Here is an 18908-nt window from a genome sequence, read left to right as displayed (position 1 = left end):
CTTATTACGGGTTGAAACGCGCTGTGTCGAACGGCTGAAACGGCGCTAATGCACTCTTTTTTCACCCCGAAAACAAAAAGGCCCGCCCACGGAGAAACCGTGGCGGGCCTGTTTATTATTTTGAGTCATGGCGGTTGGCCACAGGCGTTGGGCCGAATCGTAGCCGCGCCCTCAATAATGTGTCAATTTCAAGAATCGTCTTTAAATAGGTAAAAATCGTCTAAGAATCGTAAATTTTGCGATAGCGCATTGCTCGGAAATGCGCTTAACCAGTGAATCCAGCGCGATTACACGCAGCCGTCGAGACCGCATTGCGCGGGGGATTGCCCTGGCTCAACAGCGACAACCGCTTGCCCCAACCAGTCGGCGAATGCCTGCGGTTTGCCAAGCCATGGGCTGATGTCGAGCAAGGTGAATTGTCCGTCCTGCTCCAGTGCCAACGTTGGAAATCCCTGGCCGCCTAGCTGCGCCAACAGCGCGCGGCTGGCTTTTACATGCGCTGTCGTATCAACGGACTTAAACGCAGCCGCAAAGGTGTGCTCGGCGTAACCCAACTCACTGGCGAGTTCGAACAGCACAGATTCATCGGCAATGCGCCGCCCTTCCACGTAATGCGCCGTTTGCAAACGTCCGAGCATTTGCAGACCACGGCTGTCGATGGACTCTGCCGCCATCACCGCTGCGATCGGCGGCGTCGAATCGAAAATCGCCGAGTGATCGCGCAGCAGGCCTTCGAAATACGCCTCGCCAAACGGCTGCCCGGTGTATTCGGCAATGCGCCGGTCGTGGGGCATGACGTAATCGCGCAGTTGCGGCGAAACGCGCTGGCGATTCGCGCCGCTCATCATTCCACCCGCATGGGCAACGACCGGCAGCACTTGCTGCGCCGCTTGCACCAGCGGTTTGGCGCCGTAGCACCAGCCGCACAATGGGTCGTAGATGTAATGAAGGATCATGGGAGTACTCCGGCAACCAATCAGGAAAATTCGATGCCGACAGACTATTCCCTCGTGTGTTGGCGAAAAACGTCGGAATGCCTTTCAGACTGTTTCGGTAATCGGTCAAATTGTTCAAAGGGTCGGTGTGTATCGAGATCGACACAAATTGAAACAATCCAATAGGGGAACTTCTCAGGAATAAATTACGGGAGCAAATGCAAAGCATTACCATTTGCGCGTTTGAATTTCCCTACCCTTTCGGATGCGCTTTTCCATGCCTGCCCCGTTCCGCCTCACGCCCGTCACCCTTGGATTGTCTGCCTTTCTAACCAGCGGTTTTGCTTACTCCGCCACCGAACTGCCTGCCACCGCGATCAGCGCCGAAGAACAGGCCGAGGACCCGCGCGTCAAAATCAGCAGCACTGCGACCCGCACCTCGACCCCGGTGCGTTACGTGCCGCAGGCCATCGACTCGATCAAGACCGCGAACGTCGCCGACTACGGCACCAATGACATCGGCGACGCCCTGAGCGGCATTCCCAACGTCAGCAGCAGCGCCGACACCCGCTTCGACAGCCTGCGCATCCGTGGCTTCGACGCCAGCAACGACTTCTATCTGGACGGTATTCGCGACGACAGCCAGTACAAGCGCGACCTGCACAACATCGAACGGGTCGAAGTGCTCAAAGGCCCGGCGGCGGTACTTTACGGCCGTGGCAGCCAGGGCGGGATCGTCAACCGCGTGAGCAAGCTGCCCGAATTCGGCCGTCGCTCGACCATCGAAGCGCAGGGCGGCAGCGAAGACCTGCGCAGCCTGTACGCCGACCTCAGCACCGACCCCAGCGAAAACCTCAGCCTGCGCCTGAACATGGGCAACATGGATGAAAACAGCTTCCGCGATGGCGTCAGTGGCAACCGCCAGCTGTTCGCCCCGTCGATGAGCTGGCAATTGACCCCGGACCTCAACTGGCTGGTGCAATACGAATACAGTCGCTACAACCGCACCCCGGATCGCGGCATTCCCGGCGTCAACGGGCGCCCAGCAGATGTCGGTCGCGACACCACCTACGGCAACGATCACGATTTCATCGACGACAAGGCGCAGTCTCTGCGCTCGAAACTCACCTACGAGATCAACGACAACTGGCAGCTGCGCCAGACATTGGGCGTGTTCAAGCTCGACAGCGATTTCGACAACACCTACCTGACCAACTTCGATCCGAAAACCAACAAGGTCGCGCGCCAGCACTGGCAGCAGGATCTGACCACCCGCAACGTCTACAACAACCTCGAACTGGAAGGCGGATTCGATACCTTCGGCCTTGAGCATCGCCTGCTCACGGGTATCGAGATCGGCAGCCAGCGCCGCGACCCGACGCTGTACAACGCCGCCACCGGCAGAACGCAAGGCGCGCAACCCGTGCCATCGCTCGACCTGTACAACCCGAACCGCAATCTGCGCCACACCGGCAGCATGCAGGTCTCGAGCAGCAGCCACACCGAAGTCGAAAGCCGCGCGGTCTACGTCCAGGATCAACTGCGCCTGAATGATCAATGGCAACTGCTGGCCGGCCTGCGCTACGACACCTTCGATATCGAGTCGACCAACAAGCTCAAGAACATCACTGAGGATCGCGACAGCCACAGCACCAGCCCGCGCGTCGGGATTGTCTGGACGCCGCTGCAGAATCATTCGTTCTACGCCTCATGGTCGAAGACCTTCTCGCCAGTGGGCGGCGGCCTGATCGGCATAACCCCGGGGGCTGCCGGCAATAGCAACGACTTGAGTCCGGAGCTGACCAAACAGAAAGAAATCGGGGTGAAAAGCGATTGGCTGGATGATCGCCTGAGCACCACCCTGGCGGTCTACGACCTGGAACTCTACAACCGCCGCACCAGCGATCCGAACGATCCGACCCTGACCGTCATGACCGGTCTTCAGCGTTCCCGCGGTGTCGAGCTGACCGCCACCGGCAAACTGGTCGGCAACTGGTACATGCGCGGCGGCGTCGGCGTGCAGGACACCACCATCGAGAAGGACAACAACGGTCTGGAAGGCAAGCGCGTCAACAACGTGGCCAAACACAACGGCAGCCTGTTCCTGACCTGGAAACCGGAAATGGGCTGGTACGGCGAAACCGGCCTGACCCTGGTCGGCCAGCGTTATGCCGACAACGCCAACACCACCGTGCTGCCGGGGTATGGCCGCTGGGATGCACTGGTCGGTTACCGCTTCAAGGACTGGGATTTGCGCGCAGCGCTGAACAACATCACTGACCGCGAGTATTACGCCTCGGCCACCAGCCAATATCAGATCCAGCCTGGCGCACCGCGCAGCGTGGTGATGACCGGTACTTACAGCTTCTGATTTCACACAAATCCTGTGGGAGGGGGCTTGCTCCCGAAGGCGTCGGGCCAGGCAACATCATCGTCACTGACTTACCGCATTCGGGAGCAAGCCCCCTCCCACAGGTCCAATGTTCGCAGTGGTTTTTGTGTCGTGCATAAAAAAGCGCCGCCATCCCGGCAGCGCTTTTACCAATCCTTGTTGTTTTTCTTATCCTTGCATCACAGCCCATAACGCTTCCAGTTCGGCCTCGCTGAACAGGCCAGCGGGATAGCGCTCGATCATCATCCGGCGCGGATCAGGTTCCCTGATCTGACGCGTTCCATTGGATTTCAAAAAGTGCGCGACAATCTGGAGCGATTCGCCGTTTACGACCATGGGATGCAAATTCCGCTCGCTGACTACGTTCACTTCGGCGTTCATTTCAGCGCTCTCTCCCCGTTCGTGAGCGGCCAAGTTATCCAAGGTTTATGACAGAACTATTGAAGTCCCCCCTCTCCCTAGTGCGCTTTGTCCGATACAAGAGCTATGCCAAGGTTTCCGATTTGTCGACAAGCGGATACAAAGAAGCCCGCGGTCCAGTAAGGCCGCGGGCTTCTTTGCATGCACAGAGAGCTAATTGTTGCCTGGCTGATTTATTAATCAACTCAAGCTGTTACGTCTCAACTCACTCTTTGTGCGGCGCTGGCTGCTGTTGGGTAAGGCAGTGAATATTGCCACCGCCCAGTAACAGTTCACGACCCGGCACCATCACCACTTCGTGCTGCGGGAACAGCTTCTGCAGGATTTCTCGTGCAGGGGCATCCATCGGATCGTCGAAGCTCGGCGCGATGATGCCGCCGTTGACGATCAGGAAGTTCACGTAGGAACCGGCCAGACGCACAGAAGGATTGCGCTCCTGGGTACCGTCGACCGGATCGACGCCCGCGCACTCTTCTTCGGTGGCATACAGCGGCCCCGGGATCGGCATCTTGTGCACCGTGAACGGGCGGCCCTTGGCGTCGGTGCTGCTTTGCAGCACGTTCATCGCGGCCTGGCAGCGCGGGTAGTTCGGATCCTGCGGATCGTCGGTCCACGCCAGCAGCACTTCGCCTGGACGCACGTAGCAGCAGAAGTTATCCACATGACCGTCGGTTTCGTCGTTGAACAGGCCATCCGGCAGCCAGATGATCTTATCCACAGACAGATTGTCGCGAAGCACCGCTTCGATCTCTTCGCGGCTCAGGTGCGGGTTGCGATTGTGGTTGAGCAGGCACTCTTCGGTGGTGATCAGCGTGCCTTCGCCGTCGACGTGAATCGAGCCGCCTTCCAACACAAAACCTTCGGTGCGATAACGCGGGCTGCGCTCGATTTCGAGGATCTTGCCGCCGACCTGCGAGTCGCGATTCCACGGCGAGTACAGACCGCCTTCAAAGCCGCCCCAGGCGTTGAAGTCCCAGTTCACACCGCGCACTTCACCGCTGTTATTGATGACGAAAGTCGGGCCGCTGTCGCGCACCCAGGCGTCATCGCTGGACATCTCGACCACACGGATATTCGGCACGTCGAGGCGCGCACGGGCGTTTTCGTACTGGCCAGCGGAAACCGCGACGGTCACTGGTTCAAACCGGGCGATGGCCTTGGCCACGGCGGCATGCGCAGCTTGTGCCGGCTTGCCACCCAGGCGCCAGTTGTCCGGGCGCTCGGGCCAGATCATCCAGGTCTGGGTCTGCGGCGCCCACTCGGCCGGCATGTAGAAGCCATCGTCACGCGGGGTACTTTTCAAAGTGGTCATCGGATCAGGACTCCTGGGAACCGTCGAAGGGTTGCAAAGCAATGGCGACTTTATAACCGATAAATATCGTATTTTAAATGCTTTAAAATGACGCTCGTCTAAAAAAAACAGTTAAATACCGATACAAATCGAATTAGCACTGAACCCATGTGGGAGCGGGCTTGCTCGCGAAGGCGGCACATCCGTCGATATCACCTTTGAATGAAAAACCGCATTCGCGAGCAAGCCCGCTCCCACAAAAGCAGCGTTTACAGGCCTTCCTCGAGCACCCGATCCAGCATGTCGACAAAGAAGTCCACGCTGCGCCGCGAGGTGACCATCGGCGGTTTGATCTTGAGAATATTCAGGTCATCCCCGGTCGGTTGCATGAAGATCCCCAGCTCGCGCAGGCGATCGCACAACAACGTGGTCTCCTCGGTGGCCGGTTCCAGTGTCTGGCGGTTGCGGATCAGTTCCACCCCCAGATAGAAGCCGGAACCATGTACCGCACCCACCAGCGGATGTTTATCGATCAGCGCTTCCAGCCGCGCCTTGAAGTGACCGCCGACGATCTGCGCGTTTTGCCAGAGCTTTTCTTCTTCCATGACATCCAGGACTGCCATGCCGATCTGACAGCTCACCGGGCTGCCACCGGCCGACGAGAAGAAATAGCCTTCGGCCTCTAGCGCCTCGGCGATTTCCCGACGCGTAATCACCGCGCCGAGCGGCTGGCCGTTGCCCATGCCCTTGGCCATGGTGATGATGTCCGGCACCACGCCCTGCTCTTCGAAGCCCCAGAAGAAGTGGCCCATGCGCCCGTAACCGACCTGCACTTCGTCGGCGATGCACACCCCGCCCTGGGCCCGTACCAGCGCATAGACCTGTTTCAGATAACCGGGCGGCAGGGAAATCCCGCCGGCATTCCCGTACACCGGTTCGCAGATGAACCCGGCCAGTTGGCGCTTCTGCTCGGCGATATGCGCCAGTTGCGCTTCGACGCTGCGCACATAGTCCGGCGCAGAATCCAAGCCACGGAACTCACCGCGATAGATATTCGGCGCGGTCACCGGGTGCACCCAGTCCGGACGGCTTTCCAGCGCACGCGGGTTGTCGGCGATGGATGTCGATACCGCATCGGCGCCGACAGTCCAGCCGTGATAGGCCTCGAGCACGCTGAGCATGTCGCGCCCGCCGCTGTAGGCCCACGCCAGACGAATCGCCAGGTCGTTGGCTTCGCTGCCGCTGTTGACCAGAAACACCCGGTCCATGCCGTCCGGCGCCAGCTTCAGCAAGCGTTCGGAAAACTCCGCCACGGCGGCATAGTTGAAGCGCGAGTTGGTGTTGAGCAGCGACCACTGCCGCGCCGCCACCTGAGCCATGCGCGGATGACCATGGCCGAGCACCGCAACGTTGTTGAGCATGTCGAGGTAGGAGCGGCCCTGCATGTCGATCAGGTGATTGCGCCAGCCGCGCTCGATGCGCGGCGGGTCGACGTAATAATGTTTTTGCGTGCGGGCGAAACTCGCGTCGCGCCGTTCGAGCAAGGTTTTGCCGTCCAGCTCCGGTTCGGCATCGCAGGCCAGGCCCAGCAGCGTTGCTGGCGAGGGGCACAAGGCCTGCCACGCGGCAGCGCGCGAAGGGCTGCAGAACCATGGCGCATCCAGCGATGCCACACGACTCAACTGCACAAGCAACGGACCGCTGACTGCACCCAGCACCTGCCCTTTGACCAACGCCGCGCCGCTGTGCAGCGAAGCATTCACACCGCGCAAACGCACGCTCAGCTGCGGCCCGTCGAGCTGCAGCACACCGTCCGCCGCGTGGTGCAGCACACCGGCAAACGGCGCTTCCACGGTCGCGCCCTGTGGCACGCGCAGTTCAACGTGCAGCGGGAAGGTCTCCGGCTCTACCGCGCTGTCCACTCGCGTCTGCGACAAACGGTATTGCCCATAACGACTCGCCGCCAGGCCATGCGCGGCAGCGGCTTCAGTCAGCAGCCGTTGATCGATCCCCTCCTGCTCCCAGTTGCCCGCTTCGAAATGCGGACTGAGGACGCCAAGATCTATCAACGCAAACTCGCGCCCGACCAGCTCTGGCAACAGCGGAGCGAAGCCTTCACTGTCAATGGCCGGCAGCGGCTGGCCGACCGCCGTGAGGATCGCCGCTTCCATCAGCGCCAGCGGTACAGTCGTGGCCACGTGGAAAATTTCCCATTCGTGGCCAAGGTTATCGCGGCTGTAGGTGTTGCCCGGATCGATGCTGACCTGCTGCTCGCCACTGAGTACCAGCACCGCTGCGCGGGCCACGATCAATGGCCACAACGCCAACAGCTCTGCATGTTGCAACGGATTGACTGCGTGATAGGCCTGCACTGCCGGCAGAATCACCAACGGATCTCCGCCGGCATGGTGCAGCAGCGCCGCGCACGTTACCGACAGATCGGTAATGCGCCAGGTGCGCACCAGATCTCCGAAGTCGATCACGCCCTGCAATTGCCAGTGACGCTTGGCATCTCGTTGCCAGACCACGTTGTCGTCGGTGATGTCCATGTGGATCGCCTGCACCGGCAGCTTGTCCAGCAGCGGCTGCAAGCGACGTTCGGCCTGTTCGGCAGCGTCAGCAATCAGTGCGCGCTGGCCTTCATCCTTGATCACCGGCAGCAGATGCTTGATCAGCGCACTGGCGTGACGCGCATCCCACTGCAGCGTGCGCTGAAGGCCTGGGTGATCGAAGCCGGCCAGGGCCAGATCCATCTCGCCACACAGTTGACCGAAACCGGCCACCACGTCGTGGCCCAAGTGATCAAGATGAGTCAGCGACTGACCCTCGATGTAGTCCAGCAAACGCACGTGCACTGGCTCGCCGTCGGCCTCCAGCGATAACAGATCCGCGCCGTTACTGGCCGGGATCACTCTGGGCACGTGCACCGAAGAGTGTTCGGCAAGGTACTTGAGGCCTGCATGCTGAGCCTGCAACTCCACAAGTGCATAGTCGCCGCGGCAGATTTTCAGGACAAACCGCCCACGCTCAGTGTCGACCCGATAATTCAGATCCTGCTGACTGCCCAGTGCCTGTAACGTGCCACTGAGGCCGTAATGCTCCGCCAACCACTGCCGGGCCTGCGCTTCAGAAACCTGTGGGCTGGGCAAACTGGCGCGATGAATCAACGTGGCGAGTGGCATGGAACGACCCCTGAAATTTTATTAGGCGCCTATATCGCCATTGCTACCGTGGATGCGCAACCCCCGATCCGTGTTATTCAAGCGCTCGCATCCGCGGGCACTTTGCGCAAGAATGTCGGCCATTCACCTCTATCTGGAAAAATCTCATGAATGTAATCACCACCGATCTGCCCGGTGTTCTGATCATCGAACCCAAGGTATTTGGTGACGAGCGCGGCTTCTTCTACGAGAGTTTCAACGCCAAGGCGTTCCAGGAAGCGACCGGTCTGGACACCCAATTCGTTCAGGACAACCATTCGCGCTCGCAGAAAGGTGTGCTGCGCGGCCTGCATTACCAACTGCAAAATACCCAAGGCAAACTGGTCCGGGTAACGGCCGGTGAAGTGCTGGATGTGGCCGTGGACATCCGTCGCAGCTCGCCGCACTTCGGCAAATGGGTTGCCGTACGCCTGTCGGCTGAAAACCACCGTCAACTGTGGGTTCCGGAAGGTTTCGCCCATGGTTTCGTGGTGCTGAGCGAGTTCGCCGAGTTCCTCTACAAGACCACCAACTACTACGATCCATCGTCCGAGCGCAGCATTCGCTGGGACGACCCCGCTCTAGGCATCGACTGGCAGCTTGATGAAGCACCGAAGCTGTCGGCCAAGGATCAGTCCGGCGCGCTGCTCAAGGACGCTGACGTCTTCGCCTGAGCCTAGGCATAATGCGCCTGTCACCACAGGCGCATCCGGCTCATGAAACCTACCCTTCCCCGCAGACCTCGCTGGCGCAGCCTCGCCCTGCTGGCGCTGTGTCTGGCGCCGCTTCTATGGCCGCTGGAACATCTGGCCGAGCGCTATTACCGCAGTGAACTGGCCGGGCAAAACCGCCAGACCCTCGACCTCTACGTTGCCAACCTGCTCGGTACCCTGCACCGCTATGAAGTGCTGCCGCAGATCCTCGGCGACCTGCCGGCCCTGCGCGCCGTACTCGGTGCACCGGACGACGGCGTCACCCAGGGCAATGCCAACCGCCTGCTGAAAAACATCGCGGCGCAGACCGGCGCCGAAGTCATGTACCTGATGGACACCAGCGGCCAGACCCTGGCAGCGTCGAACTGGGACAAGCACGACAGTTTCGTCGGGCGCAATTTCGCTTTCCGTCCGTATTTCAGCGAGGCCATGGCCGGACGCCTCGGACGTTTCTTCGGCCTCGGTACCACCTCGGCCAAGCGCGGTTATTTCTTCGCGGCGGCAGTGCGCAACGGAGAGAAAATAATCGGGGTGCTAGTGATCAAGGTTGACCTCGACCACACCGAAAGCCTGTGGGGCAAAACCCCGGAACAACTGCTGGTGACCGACCATAACGGCGTGGTGATTCTCACCTCGCGTCCGGAATGGCGCTTCCGCTCGACCCGCCCCCTGAGCGAGCCCGAGCGTTTGGCGATCACCGCCATCCAGCCCTATCCGACGCGTGAGCCGCGCCCGCTGAACCTCAGCCCCAATGCCTGGCTGACGCAAACCGTGAACATCGCCGAAACCGGCTGGAGCGTCAGCATCCTCGCCCCGCGTACGCTGATCGACCGTCCGGTACGCACCGTGGTGGCGATCGGTGGCGCCACACTGTTGGTGGTGATGCTGTTGCTGGGGCTGATGATGCAACGCCGTCGGCATTACCTGGAGCGCATCGCTTTCGAAGCGAAGGCCCGTCGCGAACTGGAAGGCCGGGTGGCTGAACGAACCAGCGATCTCGAAGGCCTCAACCGCCGCCTCAAGCAAGAAGTGCTGGAGCGCGAACAGGCCCAGCAGGAACTGGTGCGCGCCCAGGACGATCTGGTCCAGGCCGGAAAACTATCGGCGCTCGGAACCATGTCGGCGAGTATCAGCCATGAACTCAATCAGCCGCTGGCGGCGATTCGCAGCTACGCCGAAAACGCCGAAGTGCTGCTCGATCATCAGCGCACCGACGATGCTCGCGGCAACCTCAAACTGATCAGCGAACTCACCGGGCGCATGGCCTCGATCATCGCCCACCTGCGGGCCTTCGCCCGCCGCGATCGCCATGCCCCGGAAAGCGTGGCCCTGCAACCGGCGCTGGACGATGCGCTGGCGTTGCTGGCCAAACGGCGCCGCAGCATGGAAGTCGAGCTGATCCGCGACCTGCCGGCCGCCACCCTGTGGGTCGAGGCCGGGGAAACCCGGCTGCGCCAGGTGCTCGGCAACTTGTTGGCCAACGCGCTCGATGCGCTGACAGAAAAAGGCCCGCCGCGCAAACTGTGGCTGAGTGCCGAATCCACCGCCGAGGGCGTCAACCTGTACATTCGCGACAACGGTCCGGGGTTCTGCATGGAAGCCCTCGGTCGCGCCAGCGAGCCCTTCTACACCACCAAGACCCGCACCCAGGGCCTTGGCCTGGGGCTGGCCATCTGTGAAACCCTGATGCGCGCCTTCGGTGGCGAACTGTCGTTCGCCAACCACAAGCAAGGTGGCGCCTTGATCACCCTGCGGCTGCGCGCCGGCGCGCCCGGGGTCAGCCTGCAACCGTCCGAGGATCGAAGTGCATGACAATCGACAATCGCATTCAGGTGGTGTTGATCGACGACGATCCGCACCTGCGTCAGGCCCTCGGCCAGACCCTGGACCTGGCCGGGCTGAAAATCCTCCCGCTGTCCGAAGCCAAAGGTCTGGCCGGGCAACTGGAGCGTGACTGGCCCGGTGTGGTGGTCAGCGACATCCGCATGCCGGGCATGGACGGCCTGGAGCTGTTGAGCGAATTGCATGCTCAGGACCCGGAGCTGCCGGTGCTGCTGATCACCGGCCACGGCGATGTGCCGCTGGCGGTGCAGGCGATGCGTGCCGGCGCCTATGACTTTCTGGAGAAACCGTTCGCCAGTGATGCGCTGCTCGACAGCGTGCGCCGCGCCCTGGCCCTGCGCCGGCTGGTACTGGACAACCGCAGCCTGCGCCTGGCCCTGAGCGATCGCAACGAACTGAGCGCGCGACTGGTCGGCCACTCGGCGCCGATGCTGCGTTTGCGCGAGCAGATCGGCGCGCTGGCCGCGACCAAGGCTGACGTGCTGATTCTCGGTGAGACCGGCGCCGGTAAAGAAGTCGTGGCCCGTGCGCTGCACGACCTGTCGAGCCGGCGCAACGGCCCGTTCGTGGCGATCAACGCCGGGGCACTGGCCGAATCGGTGGTCGAAAGCGAACTGTTCGGGCATGAGCCGGGCGCGTTCACCGGCGCGCAGAAACGCCGCATCGGCAAATTCGAATTCGCCAACGGCGGCACGCTGTTCCTCGATGAAATCGAAAGCATGAGCATGGACGTGCAGGTGAAATTGCTGCGCATGCTGCAAGAGCGCGTGGTCGAACGTCTGGGTGGCAATCAGTTGATCCCGTTGGACATCCGGGTCATCGCTGCGACCAAGGAAGACCTGCGTCAGGCCGCCGATCAAGGGCGTTTTCGCGCCGACTTGTACTACCGACTGAACGTCGCTCCCCTACGCATTCCGCCGCTGCGCGAACGCGGCGAGGACGCGCTGGTGCTGTTCCAGCATTACGCCGATGAAGCCAGCGCCCGCCATGGCTTGCCGCCTCATGAACTGCAACCGGCGCAACGCGCCTTGCTGCTGCGCCACACCTGGCCGGGCAACGTGCGCGAACTGCAGAACGCTGCCGAGCGTTTCGCCCTCGGTCTGGAACTGGCGCTGGATAACAGTGGAAGCGAAGGCGGCGGCAGCACGGTGGAAGTCATCAGTGGCGGGCTCAGCGAGCAAGTGGAAAACTTCGAGAAATCGTTGATTGCCGCCGAGCTGGCGCGCTCGCACAGTTCGGTACGCAGCCTCGCCGAAGCCCTGGGCATTCCGCGCAAGACCCTGCACGACAAACTGCGCAAGCACGGCTTGAATTTTGCCGACAGCAGCGCCCATGGAGACGAAGCCGAATGAGTCGCGACAGTCGCTATCTGGAATCGGTGCTGCATCACGACATTCCCCTGACTCGGGAGATGGGCCTCAAGGTTCTCGCCTGGCACGAGCAGCAGTTAAGCCTGCACTTGCCGCTGGAGCCGAACGTCAATCACAAGAGCACCATGTTCGGCGGCAGTCTCTACTGCGGCGCGGTATTGGCAGGATGGGGCTGGCTGCATCTGCGCCTGAAGGAACAAGGCATCGAAGACGGGCACATCGTGATTCAGGAAGGGCAGATCAACTATCCGCTGCCCGTGACCGGTGATGCCACGGCGATTTGTCCGCCACCGGAAGCGGCGGTCTGGAACAAATTTCTGGCGATGTATCAGCGCTACGGGCGGGCGCGATTGACGCTCAATACACGGATCGTCAACGCCGGGAGTGAAGAGGATGCGGTGACGTTCAGCGGGCAGTACGTTTTGCACCGCTGAAGCAAAAGATCGCAGCCTTCGGCAGCTCCTACACGGGATTCGCATTTCCCTGTAGGAGCTGCCGCAGGCTGCGATCTTTTGATCTTATGAGCGCGCCAGCTCCAGCAATCTGGATCGCCACGCCGCTTTCGCCGGCAGCGCCAGAAAGAACTCATTGAGCAGCGATTCCCGCGCCGGATAACAGAACGCTTCGCCCTGCAGATCCACCACCTCACCGCCCGCACCTTCGAGCACACCCTGTGCTGCCGCGGTATCCCACTGCGAAGTCGGCGCCAGTCGCGGATAGCAATCCGCTGCCCCTTCGGCCAACAGACAGAATTTCAACGAACTGCCGATATTCGTCAGTTGCAGCTCGCCCAGGCTGGCGCTCAAACCAGCGAGCAGGCGCTCCTGCTCCGGACTGGAATGCCGACGGCTCGCCACCACGGTGAACGCTTCACCAGCGGCGAGTACGTCACGCACCTGAATCGCCACCGGCGAGCCACCTTTATCCCCACGCCACGCGCCGAGCCCCGCACCGCCGACATAGAAACGCCCATTGGTTGGCATCGACACCACGCCAAACACCACCCGACCGTTTTCGATCAGCGCGATGTTGACGGTGAATTCTTCACTGCCACTGATGAACTCTTTCGTGCCATCCAGTGGATCCACCAACCACCAGCGCTGCCACCCGGCACGCACGCTCTGCGGGATGTCGGCATCTTCTTCGGACAGAATCGGAATACTGGAGTCGAGCGCGGTCAGCCCAGCAACGATCACATGGTGCGCAGCGATGTCCGCCGCCGTCACCGGTGAGTCATCGGACTTGGCGGTGACCGCCACATCAGCGCGCCAGAACGGCAGGATCGCCTCGCCGGCCTGCAATGCCAGCTCAACCACTGGCGCCATCAATGGATGGGGAAAACTCATCGACATCTCACTCATGACTGAAAAAACCCGCGCTGCGTCAGCAGATCACGCGCCAGATACAACGCCGCCAAGGCACGGCCTTCGGTAAATTGCGGGTTCTGCGCCAGCGCCGCCAGTTCACTCAGGTTGACCTTGTCGACACGCATCGGCTCGGGTTCGTCGCCCTCCAGACGCTCCTCGTAAAGGTCGGTGGCCAGCACCACCTGAATCTTCTGGCTCATGTAACCGGGCGACAGTGACAACTCGGTCAGATGTTCCAGCTGGCGCGCGCCGTAACCGGCCTCTTCCTTGAGCTCGCGCTCAGCGGCTGCCAGCACATCCTCGCCCGGCTCGATCAGGCCTTTGGGCAGGGACAGTTCGTACTCGTCAGTGCCGCCGCAGTATTCCTCGACCAGCACCGCGTGTTCGCTATCGAGCATTGCCACAATCATCACCGCGCCATAGCCCGCGCCTTTGCCGACCAGACGCTCGTAAGTGCGTTCCACGCCATTGGAAAAACGCAGCTTCAGTTCTTCGACGCAGAACAGGCGACTGGTGGCGACGATCTCGCGGGCGAGTACAGTGGGTTTCTGGCGCATGCAAAGCTCCTTGGCGTGAACGCGCTACTATAACGCGGCTTTCCCGATTGTTTGTGTCGGATATCTTTCTACCGCTCGAGACGTTGCCATGCCTTCTTTACCGTGGTCTGACATCGATACCGTCCTGCTGGACATGGACGGTACGCTGCTGGATCTGCACTTCGACAACCATTTCTGGCTGGAACACCTGCCGCAACGCTACGCCGAATTGCACGGTGTGAGCCGGGCCATGGCCGACATGGAACTGCAGCCGCTGTTCGAGCGCCATGCCGGGCAACTGCAGTGGTACTGCCTGGATTTCTGGAGTGCCGAACTCAAGCTCTCGGTGCGTGAACTGAAACTGGAAACCGCGCACCTGATCGCGCTGCGCCCGGATGCCGATACCTTTCTGCACGCGCTAAAACAGGCCGGCAAGCGGGTGATCATGATCACCAACGCCCACCGGGACTCGCTGTCGCTGAAACTGGAACGGATCGAACTGGCGCCGTATTTCGAACGGCTGATCAGCTCCCACGATTACGGTTTCCCCAAGGAGAACCCGCAGTTCTGGGATGCCTTGCAGGCGGATATCGCTTTTGATCCGGCGCGCAGTCTGTTCATCGATGACACCTTGCCGATCCTGCGTAGTGCACGGGATTTCGGTGTCGCGCATCTGCTGGCGGTGAAAGAGCCGGACAGCCGCAAGGGACCGAAGGACACGGCCGAGTTTGCGGCGGTCGAGGACTACCGCGATTTGATTCGGGGACTCTAGCAAAACCACTGTGGCGAGGGAGCTTGCTCCCGATGGGCCGCGAAGCGGCCCCAAATGTTCACGACTGCTGCGCAGCCGAACGGGAGCAAGCTCCCTCGCCACAGCGTGGTTATTACTTCGGAATACGGAGCTTCTGCCCTGGATAAATCTTGTTCACATCCTTGAGCATCGGTTTGTTGGCGTCGAAGATTTTCTGGTACTGGTTGGCGTTGCCGTAAACCCGCAGGGAGATCGCACTGAGCGTGTCACCTGCCTTCACCTCGACAAATTCCGCTGCCACCACTACCGGCCCCGTAACGGTAATCTGGTCATCAACACTGCCAACCCCGGCAATATTGCCCAGAGCCAGAAGAATTTTTTCTTTCTCCTCCTGACTCGCGACTTCACCCTTAACCGTGACCTTGTCGCCATCCACCGTCGCCTGAACATTTGGATCGCCCAGACCGACCTTGTCGATATGTTCCTTCAACTGCTCGCTGGCATTGGCATTGCCCGGGGTCAGCAGGTCGATCAGCTTTTCACCGGCCTCTTTCACAAAGCTCAACAGACTCATAGCGCACACTCCTTGATTTGGGTTCCAGACGTCCAAGCCTAGACCACACAAGACCAGCCCGGTTCCAGGCCGACCAATGACCCGACAGCCGCTTGATCGACGCCATCTATCAATAGATCGACAGTACCGATTAGACGCGACAAGTTGCCGCGCCTAGTCTTAGCGTTGATCAATCCGTCGGTGATGCCATGAACGCCAAGCGCCCAACTTGCGCGGCGCCTGCACTCGAAACGCCCGCGCCCGCCGCCAGCCAGACCTACAGCTACAGCGATCTGCCCCTTGTGGAATCGGCCAGCACCGCGCTCGCCGAGGAAGTTGCGTTGGCGATCGCCTACAACGGCATCAGTCAGGCGGTGATGCTGGTGACGCCGACGGATCTGGAAGATTTCATCGTCGGTTTCAGCCTCGGCAGCGGCATCATCGAAGACGCCAGCGACATTTATGACCTGCAACTGACCGGCGCCGGCTCGGCGCAATACGCGCAAGTGACCATCGCCAACCGCGCGTTCTGGAACCTCAAGCAACAGCGCCGACAACTGGCCGGCACCAGCGGCTGCGGCCTGTGTGGCGTTGAAGCCGTCGAGCAAGCGTTGCCCGATCTGCAAGTTCTGTCCGGCGCACCGCTGCCGCCAGCCGTGTGGCTCGACGGTCTGCGCCAGCGCATCGGGGCGTTCCAGCCCCTCGGCCAGCATTGTGGCGCGGTACACGCGGCGGTGTTCATGAACGCCAGTGGTGAACTGTTGCTGGGCCGTGAAGACATCGGCCGGCACAACGCCCTCGACAAACTGATCGGCGGGCTGATCCGCCAGAAGATTTCCACAGAAGGCGGTCTGGCGATTGTCACCAGCCGTTGCAGTCTCGAATTGATCCAGAAAGTTTTACGCGCCGGCATCCAGACTCTGGTCAGCCTGTCCGCGCCCACGGGCCTTGCCGTGCAATGGGCCCGTCGCCACAACCTCAATCTCATCCACCTGCCGCAGAAGAATGCGCCGCGGGTCTACAGCCCAGCGATGGAGAATCAAGCGTGAGCCAACATCATCAAGCCGACCAGAAACCTGTCCCGCGCTACAAACCTTACAAAGGTGCAGCCGGCGGCTGGGGTGCGTTGATCAGCGTGGCCCAAGCCTGGTTGACCAGCGACAACGCGTTGAAAAACCTGCGCATGATGCTCAAGACCAACCAGAACGGCGGCTTCGACTGCCCGGGTTGCGCCTGGGGCGACTCGCCGGAAAGCGGCATGGTCAAGTTCTGCGAGAACGGCGCCAAAGCGGTGAACTGGGAAGCGACCAAGCGCCGGGTGGACAGCAAGTTCTTCGCCAAACACAGCGTGACCTCGTTGCTGGAGCAGAGCGATTACTGGCTCGAATATCAGGGTCGCCTGACCGAGCCGATGGTCTACGACGTCGAGACCGATCGTTACAAACCGATCGCCTGGGACGATGCCTATGCCCTGATCGGCAAACACCTGCAAGCACTGTCGAGCCCCGACCAGGCCGAGTTCTACACCTCGGGCCGTGCCAGCAACGAAGCCGCGTATCTCTATCAGCTGTTCGTGCGCGCCTACGGCACCAACAACTTCCCGGACTGCTCGAACATGTGCCACGAGGCCAGCGGTGTGGCGTTGGCACAGAGTGTTGGCGTCGGCAAAGGCACCGTGACCTTCGACGACTTCGAACACGCCGACGCGATTTTCGTCTGGGGCCAGAACCCCGGCACCAACCACCCACGGATGCTCGAACCGCTGCGTGAAGCGGTGAAGCGCGGCGCGCAAGTGGTGTGCATCAACCCGCTCAAGGAGCGTGGTCTGGAACGCTTCCAGCACCCGCAGCACCCGATCGAAATGCTCACCAACGGCGACAAGCCGACCAACACCGCGTATTTCCGTCCGGCATTGGGCGGCGACATGGCGGTGCTGCGCGGCATGGCCAAGTTCCTCCTGCAGTGGGAACGCGATGCGCAGAAGGCCGGTACGCCGGCAGTGTTCGATCATGACTTCCTCAATGCGCACAGCGCCAACGTGCTGGAGTATCTGGGCGTGGTCGATGACACGCCGTGGGAGCAGATCGTCGCGCAGTCCGGACTGACTCTGGTGGAGATCGAGCAAGCGGCGCGCATGTACGCCAAAGGCAAGAACGTGATCATGTGCTGGGCGATGGGTATCACTCAGCATCGCCATTCGGTGCCGACCATCCAGGAAATCGCCAACCTGATGTTGCTGCGTGGCAACGTCGGCAAGCCGGGCGCCGGCCTATGTCCGGTGCGCGGTCACAGTAACGTGCAGGGCGACCGCACCATGGGCATCAACGAGCGTCCGCCGGTGGCGTTCCTCGATTCCCTTGAGCGGCGCTTCCAGTTCAAGGTGCCGCGCGAAAACGGGCACAACGTGGTCGAGGCGATCCATGCGATGGCCGAAGGCCGCGCCAAGGTCTTCATCGGTCTGGGCGGCAACTTTGCCCAGGCCACGCCGGACAGCCCGCGCACCTTCGCGGCGCTGAGCAATTGCGACCTGACCGTGCAGATCAGCACCAAGCTCAACCGCAGCCACCTGGCCCACGGTAAAGATGCACTGATCCTGCCGTGCCTGGGCCGCACCGACATCGATATCCAGAGCGAAGGCCCGCAAGCGGTCACCGTGGAAGACTCGTTCAGCATGGTTCACGCGTCCAACGGCCAGTTGCAGCCGCTGTCGAACCAGATGCGCTCGGAACCGGCGATCATCGCCGGCATCGCCGCCGCCACGCTGGGCAGCAAACCGGTGGACTGGAACTGGCTGGTGGCCGATTACCGGCGTATCCGCGACCTGATCGCCGATACCATTCCGGGCTTCAAGGACTTCAACGAGAAGGTCAAGAACCCGGGCGGTTTCTACCTCGGCAACAGCGCTGGCGCGCGCAAGTGGAACACCCCGTCGGGCCGGGCCAATTTCCGCGCGAACCTGTTGCCGAAAGATCTGGTGCATGAACGCACCCGCGCCACCGGACAACTGCCAGACCTGATCCTGCAATCGATGCGCTCCCACGATCAGTACAACACCACGATCTATGGCCTCGACGACCGTTATCGCGGGGTCAAGGGCCAGCGCGATGTGTTGTTCGCCAACGAGGCCGACATCATTCGTCTGGGCTTCCGCCCGGGACAGAAGGCCGACATCGTGTCGATCTGGGACGATGGCCGTGAGCGTCGGGTGAAGGGTTTTACCTTGCTGGCGTTTGATATTCCGGCGGGTCAGGCAGCGGCTTACTACCCGGAAGTGAATCCGCTGGTGCCGCTGGAAAGCACCGGGGATGGCAGCCATACGCCGACATCGAAGTTCATTGCGATTCGCCTTGAAGCGGCGAGTGAGACTGGGCTGATCATGGCCAAGTCCGCGTAATGCGGTGCCTGGACTGACCCCTTCGCGAGCAAGCCCGCTCCCACATTTGAAATGCATTTCAATGTGGGAGCGGGCTTGCTCGCGAAGGCGGTGGCTCATTCAACAAAATCCTTTGTACCCTGCACCTTTCAAACGCCCACAAAA

The 18908-nt window shown here is 61.2% G+C and carries 15 protein-coding genes; 8 read left to right on the top strand and 7 right to left on the bottom strand.

All coding sequences use genetic code 11. The features are described from left to right. Positions 1-287: 287 nt before the first annotated feature. Entirely contained in the window at positions 288-956 is a 669-nt protein-coding gene (locus ACVHNU_RS26540; protein WP_473018605.1) for a DsbA family protein, read from the bottom strand. A gap of 256 nt (positions 957-1212) precedes the next feature. On the opposite strand from ACVHNU_RS26540, the gene ACVHNU_RS26535 reads away from it, so the two are divergent. Next, entirely contained in the window at positions 1213-3306 is a 2094-nt protein-coding gene (locus ACVHNU_RS26535; RefSeq protein ID WP_473018604.1) for a TonB-dependent receptor, read from the top strand. Between the two features lie 189 nt (positions 3307-3495). Here ACVHNU_RS26535 and ACVHNU_RS26530 read toward each other — a convergent pair whose 3' ends face one another. The 3 genes from ACVHNU_RS26530 to ACVHNU_RS26520 all read right to left on the bottom strand — a co-directional run bounded on the left by ACVHNU_RS26530 (position 3496) and on the right by ACVHNU_RS26520 (position 8220). Then, on the bottom strand, positions 3496-3708 hold the full coding sequence (locus ACVHNU_RS26530) for a hypothetical protein (RefSeq protein ID WP_003220694.1): 213 nt from the start codon (positions 3706-3708) through the stop codon (positions 3496-3498). Between the two features lie 244 nt (positions 3709-3952). After that, complete coding sequence (aguA, locus tag ACVHNU_RS26525; protein ID WP_003220691.1) at positions 3953-5059, bottom strand: agmatine deiminase; 1107 nt, start codon at positions 5057-5059, stop codon at positions 3953-3955. 248 nt (positions 5060-5307) lie between these two features. Next, on the bottom strand, positions 5308-8220 hold the full coding sequence (locus tag ACVHNU_RS26520; RefSeq protein ID WP_473018603.1) for an aminotransferase: 2913 nt from the start codon (positions 8218-8220) through the stop codon (positions 5308-5310). A 146-nt stretch (positions 8221-8366) separates the two neighbouring features. On the opposite strand from ACVHNU_RS26520, the gene rfbC reads away from it, so the two are divergent. From rfbC to ACVHNU_RS26500, 4 genes are read left to right on the top strand one after another with little or no spacing between them, the layout of a single operon-like run. Next, positions 8367-8912 carry a dTDP-4-dehydrorhamnose 3,5-epimerase gene (gene rfbC, locus ACVHNU_RS26515; RefSeq protein ID WP_003220688.1) on the top strand — a complete coding sequence of 182 codons (546 nt, stop codon included), beginning with the start codon at positions 8367-8369 and terminating at the stop codon, positions 8910-8912. Positions 8913-8954: 42 nt separating this feature from the next. After that, entirely contained in the window at positions 8955-10763 is a 1809-nt protein-coding gene (locus ACVHNU_RS26510) for a sensor histidine kinase (protein ID WP_103485296.1), read from the top strand. Continuing rightward, positions 10760-12145, top strand: a complete 1386-nt coding sequence (locus tag ACVHNU_RS26505) for a sigma-54-dependent transcriptional regulator (protein WP_003220686.1) — start codon at positions 10760-10762, stop codon at positions 12143-12145. The genes ACVHNU_RS26510 and ACVHNU_RS26505 overlap by 4 nt, the downstream gene beginning before the upstream one ends. Next, positions 12142-12597, top strand: a complete 456-nt coding sequence (locus ACVHNU_RS26500; protein WP_473018602.1) for a YiiD C-terminal domain-containing protein — start codon at positions 12142-12144, stop codon at positions 12595-12597. The genes ACVHNU_RS26505 and ACVHNU_RS26500 overlap by 4 nt, the downstream gene beginning before the upstream one ends. 84 nt (positions 12598-12681) lie before the next feature. Here the strand turns inward: ACVHNU_RS26500 and cysQ are convergent, their stop codons facing one another. After that, positions 12682-13509: a 3'(2'),5'-bisphosphate nucleotidase CysQ gene (gene cysQ, locus ACVHNU_RS26495; RefSeq protein WP_473018601.1), complete on the bottom strand. Its 828-nt coding sequence runs from the start codon at positions 13507-13509 to the stop codon at positions 12682-12684. 11 nt (positions 13510-13520) lie between these two features. Further along, the gene (nudE, locus tag ACVHNU_RS26490; RefSeq protein ID WP_003220680.1) at positions 13521-14087 is read right to left on the bottom strand and encodes an ADP compounds hydrolase NudE; all 567 of its coding nucleotides are present in this window, start codon (positions 14085-14087) and stop codon (positions 13521-13523) included. Between the two features lie 88 nt (positions 14088-14175). On the opposite strand from nudE, the gene yrfG reads away from it, so the two are divergent. Continuing rightward, positions 14176-14838: a GMP/IMP nucleotidase gene (yrfG, locus tag ACVHNU_RS26485; RefSeq protein ID WP_003220678.1), complete on the top strand. Its 663-nt coding sequence runs from the start codon at positions 14176-14178 to the stop codon at positions 14836-14838. Positions 14839-14950: 112 nt separating this feature from the next. On the opposite strand, the gene lysM is transcribed toward yrfG, so the two are convergent. After that, positions 14951-15391 carry a peptidoglycan-binding protein LysM gene (gene lysM / locus ACVHNU_RS26480; RefSeq protein ID WP_473018600.1) on the bottom strand — a complete coding sequence of 147 codons (441 nt, stop codon included), beginning with the start codon at positions 15389-15391 and terminating at the stop codon, positions 14951-14953. Positions 15392-15579: 188 nt separating this feature from the next. Here lysM and fdhD point away from each other — a divergent pair, with 188 nt between their 5' ends. Next, complete coding sequence (gene fdhD / locus ACVHNU_RS26475) at positions 15580-16419, top strand: formate dehydrogenase accessory sulfurtransferase FdhD (RefSeq protein ID WP_473018599.1); 840 nt, start codon at positions 15580-15582, stop codon at positions 16417-16419. Continuing rightward, positions 16416-18764: an FdhF/YdeP family oxidoreductase gene (locus tag ACVHNU_RS26470; protein ID WP_473018598.1), complete on the top strand. Its 2349-nt coding sequence runs from the start codon at positions 16416-16418 to the stop codon at positions 18762-18764. The genes fdhD and ACVHNU_RS26470 overlap by 4 nt, the downstream gene beginning before the upstream one ends. The last annotated feature ends 144 nt before the right edge of the window (positions 18765-18908 follow it).

The sequence above is a fragment of the Pseudomonas sp. Ors-4-3C genome (genome assembly GCF_055755035.1).
The sequence above is the reverse complement of the archived record's forward strand: the minus strand, read 5'-3'. Positions and strand labels throughout refer to the sequence as shown.

What these genes read in the sequence shown, in the direction of transcription:
- ACVHNU_RS26540 (WP_473018605.1), bottom strand. Translation starts at nt 956, where the DNA reads ATGATCCTTCATTACATCTACGACCCATTGTGCGGCTGGTGCTACGGC.
- ACVHNU_RS26535 (WP_473018604.1), top strand. Translation starts at nt 1,213, where the DNA reads ATGCCTGCCCCGTTCCGCCTCACGCCCGTCACCCTTGGATTGTCTGCC.
- ACVHNU_RS26530 (WP_003220694.1), bottom strand. Translation starts at nt 3,708, where the DNA reads ATGAACGCCGAAGTGAACGTAGTCAGCGAGCGGAATTTGCATCCCATG.
- aguA (WP_003220691.1), bottom strand. Translation starts at nt 5,059, where the DNA reads ATGACCACTTTGAAAAGTACCCCGCGTGACGATGGCTTCTACATGCCG.
- ACVHNU_RS26520 (WP_473018603.1), bottom strand. Translation starts at nt 8,220, where the DNA reads ATGCCACTCGCCACGTTGATTCATCGCGCCAGTTTGCCCAGCCCACAG.
- rfbC (WP_003220688.1), top strand. Translation starts at nt 8,367, where the DNA reads ATGAATGTAATCACCACCGATCTGCCCGGTGTTCTGATCATCGAACCC.
- ACVHNU_RS26510 (WP_103485296.1), top strand. Translation starts at nt 8,955, where the DNA reads ATGAAACCTACCCTTCCCCGCAGACCTCGCTGGCGCAGCCTCGCCCTG.
- ACVHNU_RS26505 (WP_003220686.1), top strand. Translation starts at nt 10,760, where the DNA reads ATGACAATCGACAATCGCATTCAGGTGGTGTTGATCGACGACGATCCG.
- ACVHNU_RS26500 (WP_473018602.1), top strand. Translation starts at nt 12,142, where the DNA reads ATGAGTCGCGACAGTCGCTATCTGGAATCGGTGCTGCATCACGACATT.
- cysQ (WP_473018601.1), bottom strand. Translation starts at nt 13,509, where the DNA reads ATGAGTTTTCCCCATCCATTGATGGCGCCAGTGGTTGAGCTGGCATTG.
- nudE (WP_003220680.1), bottom strand. Translation starts at nt 14,087, where the DNA reads ATGCGCCAGAAACCCACTGTACTCGCCCGCGAGATCGTCGCCACCAGT.
- yrfG (WP_003220678.1), top strand. Translation starts at nt 14,176, where the DNA reads ATGCCTTCTTTACCGTGGTCTGACATCGATACCGTCCTGCTGGACATG.
- lysM (WP_473018600.1), bottom strand. Translation starts at nt 15,391, where the DNA reads ATGAGTCTGTTGAGCTTTGTGAAAGAGGCCGGTGAAAAGCTGATCGAC.
- fdhD (WP_473018599.1), top strand. Translation starts at nt 15,580, where the DNA reads ATGAACGCCAAGCGCCCAACTTGCGCGGCGCCTGCACTCGAAACGCCC.